General features: G+C 61.7%; 9 protein-coding genes. All 9 read left to right on the top strand.

Translation table 11 applies throughout. The features are described 5' to 3' along the window. Positions 1-65 precede the first annotated feature (65 nt). Entirely contained in the window at positions 66-1,118 is a 1,053-nt protein-coding gene (locus L6R21_06635) for an aminoglycoside phosphotransferase family protein (protein MCK6558860.1), read from the top strand. Continuing rightward, complete coding sequence (locus tag L6R21_06630) at positions 1,115-3,055, top strand: ABC transporter ATP-binding protein/permease (protein ID MCK6558859.1); 1,941 nt, start codon at positions 1,115-1,117, stop codon at positions 3,053-3,055. The genes L6R21_06635 and L6R21_06630 overlap by 4 nt, the downstream gene beginning before the upstream one ends. A gap of 15 nt (positions 3,056-3,070) precedes the next feature. After that, a complete protein-coding gene (locus L6R21_06625) occupies positions 3,071-4,468 on the top strand; it encodes an aminoglycoside phosphotransferase family protein (GenBank protein ID MCK6558858.1) in 1,398 nt (465 codons plus the stop codon). Between the two features lie 66 nt (positions 4,469-4,534). After that, a complete protein-coding gene (locus L6R21_06620) occupies positions 4,535-5,998 on the top strand; it encodes a hypothetical protein (protein MCK6558857.1) in 1,464 nt (487 codons plus the stop codon). A gap of 124 nt (positions 5,999-6,122) precedes the next feature. Further along, positions 6,123-7,496: an aminoglycoside phosphotransferase family protein gene (locus L6R21_06615; protein MCK6558856.1), complete on the top strand. Its 1,374-nt coding sequence runs from the start codon at positions 6,123-6,125 to the stop codon at positions 7,494-7,496. 52 nt (positions 7,497-7,548) lie between these two features. Continuing rightward, complete coding sequence (locus L6R21_06610) at positions 7,549-8,895, top strand: aminoglycoside phosphotransferase family protein (protein ID MCK6558855.1); 1,347 nt, start codon at positions 7,549-7,551, stop codon at positions 8,893-8,895. Next, positions 8,885-10,273 carry a phosphotransferase gene (locus L6R21_06605; GenBank protein MCK6558854.1) on the top strand — a complete coding sequence of 463 codons (1,389 nt, stop codon included), beginning with the start codon at positions 8,885-8,887 and terminating at the stop codon, positions 10,271-10,273. Before L6R21_06610 ends, L6R21_06605 begins: the two co-directional genes overlap by 11 nt. Before the next feature lie 61 nt (positions 10,274-10,334). After that, positions 10,335-11,624, top strand: coding sequence for a glycosyltransferase family 4 protein (locus L6R21_06600; protein ID MCK6558853.1), 1,290 nt, complete (start codon positions 10,335-10,337; stop codon positions 11,622-11,624). After that, complete coding sequence (locus tag L6R21_06595; protein ID MCK6558852.1) at positions 11,621-12,811, top strand: glycosyltransferase; 1,191 nt, start codon at positions 11,621-11,623, stop codon at positions 12,809-12,811. Before L6R21_06600 ends, L6R21_06595 begins: the two co-directional genes overlap by 4 nt. Positions 12,812-12,813 lie beyond the last annotated feature (2 nt).

Genomic DNA, 12,813 nt, shown 5'->3' with positions numbered 1-12,813 from the left:
AAAGATCACGAATCAACCCGCGCATGCCTACGCCGCGCCGCGCGGTCAGCACGCAAAGACAAAGCATGAATGATCGGTGCGAAAACCTTTCTGCTGTTGCGGCGCCGCTTGCCGATCGCAAGCTGCCCAGCCTCGCCGCCGCGTTGCATGCGGCCACGGTGCGCGACCGGCTGGTCGAGCATTTGCCGGAGAGCGAGCTGGACGGTGGCGCTCCCGGCATCGAGTTGCTCAAGCACACGCCCGGCAAGCGCTGCGTCATTGCGTATGATTTCGCCACGCGCCACGGCCGCCGGCGGGTGATCGGCAAACTCTATCGCCGCGAGCGCGGACAGGCGATCTTTGCGAATATGCGCAAACTCTGGCAGGCGGCCCAGTGTGCCACGCCGCGTTTTCACCTGCCGCGGCCGCTCGCCTACGTCGCGGAATGGGGCATGGTGCTGCAGGAAGCTGCGCCGGGCATCCGTGCCGACTACTTGCTGCATCACGGAACTTTCGCGCAGACCGTCGCAGCCACCGCGCGCAATCTCGCGGCGCTGCATCGTCTCGATCTCGACTTGGAGAGCAGGAACACGCTGGCGCTGCATCTGCAGAAATACTGCCACCCCGGGCTGGAGCATTTGATGGCGGATTTGCCGGAAGCACGCCGCCGCCTCGCCGCGCTGGCTGCCCAACTGCTCAGTGACGGCAGCCTCGCCGCGATGAAACGCTGCCCGGTGCACGGCGATCTCGGCCTAACGCAAATCTTCCACGCCGAAGATCATGTGTCCTTCATCGACTTCGATGGCTTGTGCCGGTCGCATGCCGCGCTGGATCTGTGCAATTTCATCATCGTGCTGAAGACCCATCTCGGCCGTGCCAGTGACCGCATGATCGCGCTTTTCCTTGAGCAGTATGATCGCTTGCGGCCGCTCGGGGAAATCGAGGGCGTGCGCCAGTATCAAGCTTTGATTTATCTGCGGCGCGCCATGATCGCCTGGCGCCACCGCCTCGACCGGGATTGGCGGGCGCAGGCGCTGGCCTGCCTCACCGCCGCTGAGCACGCGCTGGATCAGCGGCGCAGCTTCAGCGACCGGCACCCGGCAAAAGTATCATTTCATCTTTTCGGAGAACGAGCATGAAGCATGCGGACCTCCCGACCCATCAAGTGAAAGCCCAGAGGTACTCCAAGGCCGATCGCGTCAGCATGAAGGAGTTGGTAAAGTTCTACCACGTCTTCGGCCGGCACTATCGCAAATACTGGAAGACACTGTTGGTGGCTTACGGTGCGTTGGGAATCAGCATTCTCACGACGCTGCTCGTGCCTTGGCCGCTCAAACTGATCCTCGACCATCTCGTGCTGAACGAGCCTTTTCCGTCGCAATTCCAGTTTTTGCCGCAATTCCTCGGAACGAATCCCGAGAACCTGCTGCTCGGGCTCGCGCTTTCAATCATTCTCATCACCCTGGTCGACGGCACGTTTTCCTATGTCGCGAAATACTATCTCTCGGCTACCGGTGACCGCATGCTCGCCGACATCCGCGAGCGCGTCTTCGCGCATCTGCAACGGCTGTCGCTGTCGTTTCACGGCACCTTTCGTTCGGGCGATATCGTGTATCGCATGACCTCCGACATCAGCGGCCTGAAGCCCATGCTCATCGAGCTGCCGCAGGAAACCGTCGATCGCGTCGGCCAGATCATCGCCTATTCCAGCTTGATGATCATGCTCGACTGGCGCCTGGCGCTGATGGCGCTGGTCGGCGTGCCGGTGCTGTTCTACTACAACGTACGGTTCGGCGAGGGCGTGAAAAAAGCGGCGAAAACCAAGCGCAGCCGCGAAACCGAAGTCACCACCATCATTCTCGAAAACGTCGATTCGCTGGCCTTGGTGCAGGCGTACGGCAAGGAATCCGCGGAGAAGGCGCGCTTCGAGCAGCAAAACCGCCAGAGCATGACCGCCGACATCACCGCGATGCGGCTGTCCAAGATGTTCAAGCGGGTCGCCGATCTCATCATCGCGACGGCCACCGCCATTGTGGTCTACTGGGGCGGGAAACATGCGATGAGCGGCGCGATCACGCCCGGTGTGCTGTTCATCTTCTTCAGCTATCTCAAACAGCTTTACGGCCCGATCGACAAATACGCCGCGCTGTTTTTCGAAGTGGCGAAATCGCAGGTCGCCGCCGGCCGTTTGCTCGAGTTAGTGGAAACCGACATGGTGATGGCCGATGCCAAGGATGCCGTGCCTGCGCCGCCGCTTTCCGGCCAGGTGGAATTCAAGGAGGTTTCGTTCTCCTACAAAAAAGGCCAGGCGGAGGTTCTGAAGAACATCGACTTTTCGGCCGCGCCCGGCGAAAAGGTCGCGCTGGTGGGCCATAGCGGCGCGGGCAAATCCACGCTCATCAGCCTGCTGCTGCGCTTCTATGATCCCACCGCCGGGAAGATTTTGATGGATGGCCACGACCTGCGCCAGTTCACCCTGGCTTCGCTGCGCCGGCAGGTGACCATCGTGCTGCAAGAGGCCAAGCTCATGCGCCGCACCGTGCGCGATAACATCGCGTTCGGCAAGGAGGGCGCGACGGATGAGGAAATCATCGCCGCGGCCAAGGCCGCGCAGGCGCATGACTTCATCATGCAGATGCCGGATGGCTACGACACCATGATTTGGGACGGCGGCGACAATCTCTCCGGCGGCCAGCGCCAGCGCCTCAGCATTGCGCGCGCCATGCTGCGCGACGCGCCGATTTTGATCCTGGACGAGCCTTCTTCCGGACTGGATGCCAAATCCGAAGCGCTGGTGACGCAGGCCCTCGAGGAGTTGACCAAGAACAAAACCACGTTTGTCATTGCGCATCGTTTTTCGACCATCAAGAACGCCGATAAAATCGTCGTGCTGGAAGAGGGCAAACTGATGCAGACCGGCACGCACGAAGAGCTGCTCGAAAGCAGCCCGCAATACCGCGAGTTCTACGAATTGCAGGTATTGGGCCACAAACCCAAAGCCCCGAAAAAAATCACTGCCGCCGGGGAAGACAAAACACCGGCTGCAACCGCGCCGGTCGACCTCCTGGCAGGTTGAAGGACGAGAACGAACGTGAAAGACGACACCTTGAGCACGGACGATGCTGTGACACCGGCGCTGCCGGAAACCGACCCGGTCGCCATGGCGGCGGCGTTCGAAGAGTTTTTTCAACATGAGTATCCCGGCCTCGGCTTGCGCGTGCAGCAGTGCCGCGTCACGCGCGTGTATCAGAAACCCGGCAAGGCCTGCCTCATCGCCTACCGGGTGCAGGGTCACGATCACCACGGCCGCCCCTTCGATCAATGGCTGCACGGCCGCCTGCAGCGCAACGGCGCAGTAGCGGGCGGCGGTGAAAGCGCAACGCCCTCCTGGTCTGCTGGCGATTTCTGGAAACCGGTCAGCTTGTGGCCGGAGCGCCGCATGGTCGTGCACGCCTTTCCGCATGATCCCAAGCTGCCACAGCTCGCCCGGCTGAAGGACGCTGACTTCATCCGGCAGAATGTCGAGCGCAATCTGGCGGAATTCGGCTTGTCGGGCGCGTGGCATTGCACCGAGGTGTTCGACCACAAAGTGAAATACATGCCGGGCAAACGGTGCGTGTTGCGTTACCGGGTCTCGTTGCGCCATGCCGCGGGCGAGCAACAAACGCGCACGTTCTACAGCAAGACCACGGACGACGCCAGCGGCCGCACGGTCGCGGCGGCGCTGCGAGTGATTTGTGCGAGCCGCGCCTGTGCCGCGGGCGTGCTGAATGTGCCGGCGCCGATTGCCTATCTTCCCGAGATCAAAACCTTGTGGCAGCATGCCTGGGAGGGAGAATCCCTGACCCGGCGTTGCGCCGAGCGCGGCTGGGCTACGCTCGCCCACGCGCCCGTGCTGCCCAAAATCGCGGCCATGCTGGCGGCATTGCATCAAATCGAGCTGCCGGCGGAACTGCAACGGCCTGGCGCGAGTCCGGCAACCATGCTGACCAACGCCAGAGACAACGCCGCGCAAATCCTCAAGTTTCTGCCTGAAGTGCGCGAGCGGCAAGCGCACCTGCTGCAGAAAATGGCTGCCACCCTGCCGCGCAGCGCGGCCGGCACGCCACGCACGACCATCCACGGCACCTTCAAGCTGGCGCAGATCCTCGTGCGTGAGGAGCAGCCCGGCCTGGTGGATTTCGACGCGCTGGCGGTGGGCGATCCGCTCTATGATGTCGCGGAGTTTCTCGCTTCGGTGATTTATCTGCGCGTCAGCGACGGCGTTGCCGCTGCGCCGATCACCGCAGCCGCAGCGCTTTTTGTCGAGAGTTATGCTGCGCTCGTACCCTGGCCATGTGAGCGCCGGCGCCTGGCATGGTATGTCACAGCTTTCCTGCTGGGGAAAATGCATTCCTCGCTCAAGCGCATGGAGCGTGAGGCCCGGCAGCAAGTGGTCGCTGCCTTTGCGCTGCTGGAGGAACTGCTGGAATCGCCGGCCGGCCTGTGATGGTCCTGTGCAAATTCCAGCCAGGGTGGACGTTTGAAATTTCTCTACATTCGTGAAAGTCATCTCATGTCATCGAACGGCAATCCAGCGAAGCACCTTTCGGATTATCTGCGCTTGCCCATCAACGCCGGCGCCGGCGTCACGCGCGTTACGGGCAAGGTGCCGGCCGTCGCAGTGGCCGGTCCCGAAAGTCCGGAATACTTCCAAACGCTGATTGATCATCTCAATGCCGCTGTGCTGGCGCGGCTGGCGGAACGCCAGCCCGCGGCAGCCTATCTGCTCGCGTTTGTGCGCGGCAGTGTGGTGAAAAGCCGTTTGGAGCTGGCGCAAACGTTTTGGCCGCGGCTGAACGAACTCTTTGACTTCGCGGCAATCACCGCAGCGCTGGCAGCCACGCATGCGGCCGCCGAAGTGGAAGGGCTGCTGGCGCACATTCGCCATTTGCTGATTGCCAAGCTGCTGCACGACCGGCGCAAGCTGGGCGCGGCCAAGCTGATCTTCCGCCTCGACGATCCGCGCCAGGAGTATTGCTCACCGGCAACCTATGCGGACTGCGCCGATTTCATCGCGCAGGTGGCGCAGCTTGGCGCGCGTTGCGATGACCACGTGGCTGCCGTGCTCCGCGATTCTGATTTGGGCGAGGCCCAACCATTTGTGCGCCGGCAACTGCCGCGCCTGCTGCAACGATTCGGTTTGGGCACGCTCAGCGCAGCGGTGGAGAGCCAGTTCAAATCGTTCGTACAGCGGCTGCGGCAGGCGAACTGCTTGCATCCAGCCCTGCCGATCACCGCTGCCGCCGTGCACCAGGTGCAAGAGGCATTTGGCATTGCCGCGGAAACGGCGCGCCAACTGATCGTGTTGTTCCGTCTCGCCTGGATCTGCAGCAGCCCCGACAAGCCGAAGTACTATTCCGATGTCGCGCTCAAAAGCGTGGTGGTGGTACCGCAGCCTGAAACCGGCCGATCGCAGGTGCAGGAACATGCGGAAGCCACACTGCAGCAAGCGGTGGAAACGCTGGCGCTCACCTGCCAAAACAACGGTGCGCTGCAGCGTTTTCGCCAACGCTATTCCAAAGTCGGTATCACCAACATGGCGTTGGTCATGTCGCTGCCGCAGCCGCTGTTCGATCTCTTCGTGGCCTTGCCGCAGGAAGAGGATCGTTTCACCTTCATCACCTGTTATCGCATGGGGCCGGATTACTTCAAGGCGTTTGCGGCGCGGGCTGCAGCGAACCTGCAGAATCGGCATCTCGCCGCGGCGCTCCACGAAGCCGGATACGAGAGACTGCGGCAGCGTCTCGTCTATCTCAGAGTCGGTGCGAATGACGAAGGCTTCTACAAACACGAAACGCTGCAGCCGCTGGCAGAGAGCCGCGCGCAACTTCAGCAGTGGCTGGCCGGCGCGCTGCACGCCCCGGAGAGTGAGTTGCTGCAACAATGCGCCACCTACTTCGACGAGCTTGCCAAGTATGATCTGGCCGGCAACATCCGCGGATTGGCCATGATTAAAGCCGCAAGCAGCACAACGTGAAACCAACCGGGCAGGATTGCCGTCGCGCCCGCAACCCGGGAATCGCAACGGCGCAACCGGCAGTCACGCCGGCTGCAATGCCGCAGCCAGAATCAATGCGACTCATTCATTCAAGGAATCAGGCATGAATCAAACGCTCACAGCGCCGGCCGACAGTCACCTTCCCCAATTGCAAGTGCTTGCCGATCCGCGCGCGATGAAGGAGCATTTGCAGCGTCAGCTTCCCGGTTTCGCTGCCGGCCATTTGCACATTCACGATCTGCGGCTGCTGCAGATGCGCTACAAACCCGGCAAGAAATGCGAGGTTTGCTATGAGCTGCACATCAGTGATCTGCAATCCGGCAGGAGTGGCGCGCAGATATTCTCCGGCGTCATCGAAGCCAAAGGCAAACTGGCCGCCCGCCTCGCCAAAGCGCAAAACCAGCCGCAGGTGCAACCGCAATTCGGTCCGGCGCTGCATCTGCTGCCTGAACTGGATCTGTTGTTGTGGGGCTTTCCGAATGATTCCCGGCTGAGGCATCTGCATCGCCTGTTGGACAGCAATCGCCGCCGTGACCTGCTCCGCTCGCACGAGGAACTGCTGCGGCCTGCGCCGGGCGCAACGTTGGTGACGGCCGAGGCTGAAGTCGTGAAGTATGCGCCCTGGGATCGCTGCACACTGCGGCATGCGTTGCGCTTCAGCGAGGGCAGCACAACGGTGCTTTACAGCAAGACCTACAATCACAAAACCGAGGCCGCCGCGATTTTCGCGACGCTGCAGGCGGTCTGGCAATCGCCCTTGTGCCAATCCGGCGCGTTCATCGTTCCCCGGCCGCTCTTCTTTGATGCTGAAATGAACACGCTCTTTATGACGGGCTTGCGCGGGCGGAACGTCGATGATCATCTCGCCGAGCTCGATCTCGCGTACACGGCGGCGCGCCTCGGCGCCGGACTGGCGGGTTTGCAGCAATGTCAGATCGGTAATCTGCCGCGGCACACCGGCCAGCACGTGCTCGCCGAAGTGGCGAAGGCGGAAAGGATCATCGCTGATTTCGACGGCGCATTTCAACCGGCCGTGGCGGCGCTCGGGCAGGCGCTGCGTACACAGCACGCCGAACTGCCTGCCCTGCCCATCACGCCGATTCACAACGGCTTTCGCATCTCGCAATGCCTGCTGGTGGACGACACGCTCGCTGTGATCGACTTCGATGATTTCCAGTGCGGCAATCCCATCGGCGATGTCGCGAGTTTTGCGGCGCACTTGCTTTATCTGCCGCTGCGTGAGAAGCTGACGCCGCAACAAAGCGCAGCGGCGCTCACGCACTTTTGCCGCGGCTACGCGCAGGCCGCGCCCTGGGGCTTGCCGAAAACCGTGCTGGCCTGGCACACGGCGGCGCAACTCGTGGCGAAGCAGGCGACCAAGTGCATCACGCTGGCGAAGAAGAATCATGCCGAGAAAGTCTCACGCTTGCTCGACCTCGCCGCGGCGATTCTGGCGCATGAAAAGGAATTGTACTGAAACCTGACCGCGGCCGGCGCCGGCCTGCTCACCCTGCACCCGGAGTTTCTCGATGTCGCACGCGATCCGCATTCCTGACAATTGCGAATTTCCGCAACTGCATGCCCTCGCGGACAAAAAACGCCTGGCGGCGGCTTTGCAGCAACAGCTCGGCGCGTCCTGCACGCACCGGATTGCGCGCTGCCGGCTGCTGCGTCTCCACTACAAGCCCGGCATTTGCCGCGTGCAGATCAAAGCAAAAATCAGCGATGACACCGGCCGCGAGCTGGGCGAACAAATCTACTGCGGCAGGATTTTCCCGGCGGGTGAAGGCCGCAGCGCCTTCGCAGCCGCCCGCCATACTGATCTTCTCCAAACCGCGTTTGGCCGCAGCCTGAGCTTCATTCCCGAATGGGAGATGGTGTTGTGGGCTTATCCCAATGATCCTGACCTGCCCGCGCTCACCACGCTGCTGCAGCCGGACAAGTTGCGCGCGTTGATTGCAGCCGCGCCGCAGGCTTTGGGCCTGGAGCCACATGACCAGCCGGTGACGGCGACGGCAACCGTGATCAAACACGTGCCGGGGCAGCGTTGCATGTTCCTGGTTGACCTCACCTACGCGCAGCACGGCACGCACCGGGTGTTCGGCAAGGCCTATACCGAAGGCGCGGGCCGGGCCGCATTCAATTTGATGCAGGCCATCTGGCAAACTTCCGCCCGCCAGCGCGGGGAATTTCGGCTGCCGCGGCCTTACTCGTATGACGCGCAGCTCGACCTCGTTTGGCAGGAGGCAATTGCCGGCCAAGCCCTGTCCGAGTTGGAAGACAAAGCAGAATTGCCGCGCCTCGGCCGGCGCGCCGGTGAAGCGCTGGCCGCGTTTCACGGCAGCGGCTTGCAGCTTCCGGAGCAGATGAATCTTGCTTATCAAATGCAAGAGCTGCAGCGCGCCCATGCCGCGGTGCACGAGTCGTTTCCGCAGTACGTCGCGGCGTTCTCGGCAATCCACGATCGTTTGCTGGCCGCGCAAGCGCAGTTGCCGCCGGTACGGCTGACGCCGGTGCACGCCTCGTTCAAATTCAGCCACCTTCTGCACGACGGCCGGAATCTGGTCTTCATCGATTTTGATGGCGCCAATCAAGGTGATCCCTGCTATGATCTCGGTCGCTTCGCTGCGTATCTCGGCAAGATGCAGGCGCAGGGCGAAATCACGGCGGACCTGGCGCAACGCACATTTGCCAATTTTCGCGCCGCCTATTTACAAAACGCAACACAGGCGATTGCCGACGAACGCATCGCGTGGTTCGCCAGCAGCCAGCTGCTCAGTAGCCAGGTGTACAAAGCGATGAAATCTTCCGAGGCCACGCTGGTGGAGCAACTGCTCCTCCTGGCGGCGAACGCTTGGACGGACTATGCCGGTTGATTTCACCTACACCGATCCGCATTTGCCGCATTTGCCGACGCTGACCGACACCGAAAAAATGGTCGAGGTGTTCAATGCGCATCCGGGGCGAGTCTTTGCCGGCGGGTTGGAACGCGTGCTGCGCGCTGGAATCGAAAAGATCTATTACCGGCCGGGGCAGCATGTCAGTGCGCTGTATCGCGTGCAACTCGAGTCCGGCGAGGATCATTGGCTGTTTGCGAAATCTCTCGTGGCGCGCAAAGCAGAGAATCAATTTCACAAAGCACTCGCGGCGGTTTCCCCGGTGACCGCTGCGGTCTTGCCGCCGAGCTTCTGGCCGGAATGCGACATGGTGGTGTGGCCCTTTCCCGCTGATGAAAAAATGCCCGCCTTGCGTCGCTTGGTGCAGCCGGCCTTTGTCGCTGCGCAGTTTGAGCAGCACCAAAAAGAATTCGGGCTGGAGGGCCGCTGGCAAGTGCAGCAGGTGCGCACCCGGCGCATCAAATACATGCCGCGCAAGCGCTGTGTGCTGCGCTATCACCTCACGCTGTCCAACGCCACCGGCGAATCCCGCGAGCTGGCATTCTTCAGCAAGACTTGTGGCGAGGCCGCCAGCCGCCGCTATTTCGAAAACACGCGCCGCGCTTATCAAGCCTTCACGCCAAAGTCCGGCGACGCCCGGGAAAGCGCCGGTCGCCTCGGATTGCAGATTCCCCGGCCTATTCTTTGGCTGGAAGAACAGAGCACGTTTTGGCAGGAGGAATGGCCCGGCCGGCCGGTGCTGGAATCGCTGCCGCAACGCGATTGGCAGCCTTTGTTCACGCAGATCGCCGCGCTGCTGGCCAGCTTGCACACCAGTCACCTGGCAGATTTACCGCAAGGTGAATCGCTCGAGGCGATCAGCACCGCCGCGGAGCTGGATGCCGGACATTTTCTCCAGATCTTTCCGCAATATCGCCCGACGATCGCAGCCGTGCTGGCAGCCCTGCTCGGCCGCAAAGCAGAAATCGCCGGCAGCATCCGGGAACGCACGCCGGTTCACGGCGCGTTGCGCCTGGAACAATTGCTGGGCAACGACACCGCGCTGGCATTGCTGGACTGGGACGCGCTGGCGCTCGGCGATCCCCTTGCTGATCTGGCGGAGTTCATCGCGTCGCTGCGCTTGCTGGAATTTTCTCAAGGACTCGAACGCGCGCGCGTGCGGGCTGTGGCTGAGCAATTGTGCGCGACTTACGCGCGGCTGGTGCCCTGGCCGCTCGAGCACCGGCGGCTGGCGTGGTACCTGCTGGCGTTTTGGATTGGAAAGATGCATCTCGCCGTCGTCAATCTCGATTATCGCATCATGGCGAAATTCGCGGATGCCTGGCAGGTGTGTGAGGAGTGGTTGGCGCAGGGTTGAGTAGGAGTAGGAGTAGGAGTAAGATTGGGAATTGGAGTTGAGATTCCGAAGGATACGCTTCATGAACATTGCCTACCTCAGTGCTGATTTCGGCGTGCCGGTTTTCGGCTTCAAAGGCGCGAGCATTCACGTGCGTGAGGTGACGGCGGCCTTGCGGCGGCAGGGTCACACCGTGCACCTCATCTCCTCCGCCATCGCAGAGGAGCATGCCGGTGAGGCGGAGCTGCTCGCGGTGCCGGCCCAGCCATCACACGCTGCGTTGTTCAAAGAGCTGAGTCAGTTGGATGCGTTTCTCGGTGTCGAGACACGCGTGCGCCACGAATTGCGCAACCTGCTCTATAATTTTACCCTGTATGAGGCAGCGCGCGACTATCTCCGGCAAATGCCGGCCGAAGTGATTTATGAACGGTACTCGCTTTTCGCCTATGCCGGCCTCAAACTGGCGCGCACGCTCGGCATTCCCCACCTGCTCGAAGTCAATGCGCCGCTGAGCCACGAACAGGAGAAAATGCGTGGACTGGATTTGAAAGTCCTGGCGCGCCATCTCGAACAGAGAATCTGGAACGAGACGGACCGGTTGCTGGTGGTTTCCACGGAGTTGAAGCAATTGGCGCTGAGCATGGGTGTGCCCGCCGAGCGCATTGTGGTGTTGCCGAATGGCGTGGATCCGGCGCGTTTCCTGGCGGTGGCGGCTGCCGGCCGCGAATGGCTAGCGCAGCGCAGCGGCTCGCGTTTGTGCGGTCCGGCGGTGCGGGCGCAGTGGCAGCTTGCGGACAAATGCGTCATCGGGTTCGTCGGCAGTCTCAAGAGCTGGCACGGCACCGAAACGCTGGTGCAGGCCTTCGAACAGATGCCGGCGCACACGCATCTGCTCGTCGTCGGTGATGGCCCGCAGCGCGAAGCCTTGGAGCAGCACGTGCGCACACACATTCTCGGCGCACAAGTCACGTTCACCGGCAAAGTGCCGTATGACGACATCCCCGCCTATATCGACGCGATGGACATCACGGTCGCGCCCTACACGCCCAACGAAAATTTCTACTTCTCGCCGATCAAGATCTACGAGTACATGATGATGGCCAAACCGGTGGTGGCCGGCGCCCTCGGCCAGGTGGCGGAAATCGTGGCATCCGGACAAAACGGTCTGCTTTACGAGCCGGGCAATGTGACGGCGTTGCGGCAGGCGCTGCAGCAACTCGCTGACGATCGCGAACGCCGCAAAGAAATGGGCAAGGCCGGACAGGCATGGGTGCAACGCGAGCGCACGTGGGATCACAACGCCACCGTGATCATCCGCCACGCCCAAGCGCTGCGTGACGCCGGAGCACAGATGAAAGGAGCCGCGGCATGAAAGGATTGCGCACCGCCATCGTCACCGGACAGTATCCGCCCCAGGTCGGCGGCGTGGGACATTCCGCCCAGCGCGTGGCCAACCTGCTCGCTGATCACGGTTTGGAAGTGCATATCATCGCTTTACAAAAGCACGCCGAGGCCCTGCCCTTTGACGAATCCTTCACCAGCGTGCTGGAAAACAACGTGCAAGTGCATCGCGTCAAAGTGTTTCATCCCGGCTTCGACAATCACCTCGGCCTCTCGGAGGCCGACGTGCTGACCCGCTACAATCGCGAGATGTTCGATGCGGTGGATTATTTCCAGCGCCGCTACCATTTCGAGGTATTGCACGGCTTCTTCCTTTATCCCGCGGCCTTCATTGCCACGCTGGTGGGCAGACTGCACGGTGTGAAAACAATTGCTTCGATCCGCGGCAATGACATCGGCAAGTACGCCTTCGATCCCTTGCGCCTGCCGTTTGTGCGTCAAACCCTGGAACAGGCGGACTACGTGACCTCGGTTGCGACCAGCCTGCTGGAGCTGGCCGACCGCGGCATCGCACCGGTGGCGCACAAAGCCAAAGTGATTCTGAATTCGATCGCCATCGCGCACAGCGATCGCCCCGCCAAACCCGCGTTCGATTTGAAAGGCATGGTGATCGGCACCGCCGGCCTGTTCCGTTACAAGAAGGGGCTGGTGTATCTATTCAAAGCACTGGCCGCGTTGCGCGACCAAGTGGATTACTCGCTGCTGCTGGTGGGCGATTACTTCAGCGCTGATGATCGTGAGCTGCACGAGCGCTATTTACGGGAGTATGATCTGCTCGCCCGCACCGTCATCACCGGCAAGATTCCGCATCAACAAATGCCGGCTTATTTGCAATGGTTCGACGTTCTGGTTTTCCCCTCGCTGTTCTCGGAAGGCTGCCCGCTTTCCATGATCGAGGCCATGGCCATGGGCAAGGCGGTGATCGGCTCGCGCGCCGGCGCGATTCCCGAGATCATCCAGCATCGCGAAAACGGCATGCTCGTCAGCCCGGGTTCGAGTGCGCAAATTCTCGAGGCCTTGCAGGAGCTGGTTGTGGATTCGGAGTTGCGCCGGCGGCTGGGCGAGAATGCCCGCAACAGCGTGGCGCACCTGCGCACCGAGCATGAGTTCGAAGAATGGCTGCGCGTTTACCGGCAGGCATTGATGGTGAAGGTGTGAGC

The organism is bacterium (assembly GCA_023150945.1).
Taxonomy (GTDB): domain Bacteria; phylum Zhuqueibacterota; class Zhuqueibacteria; order Zhuqueibacterales; family Zhuqueibacteraceae; genus Coneutiohabitans.
Note: the sequence above shows the minus strand (reverse complement) of the source record. Positions and strands in the feature narration are given on the sequence as shown.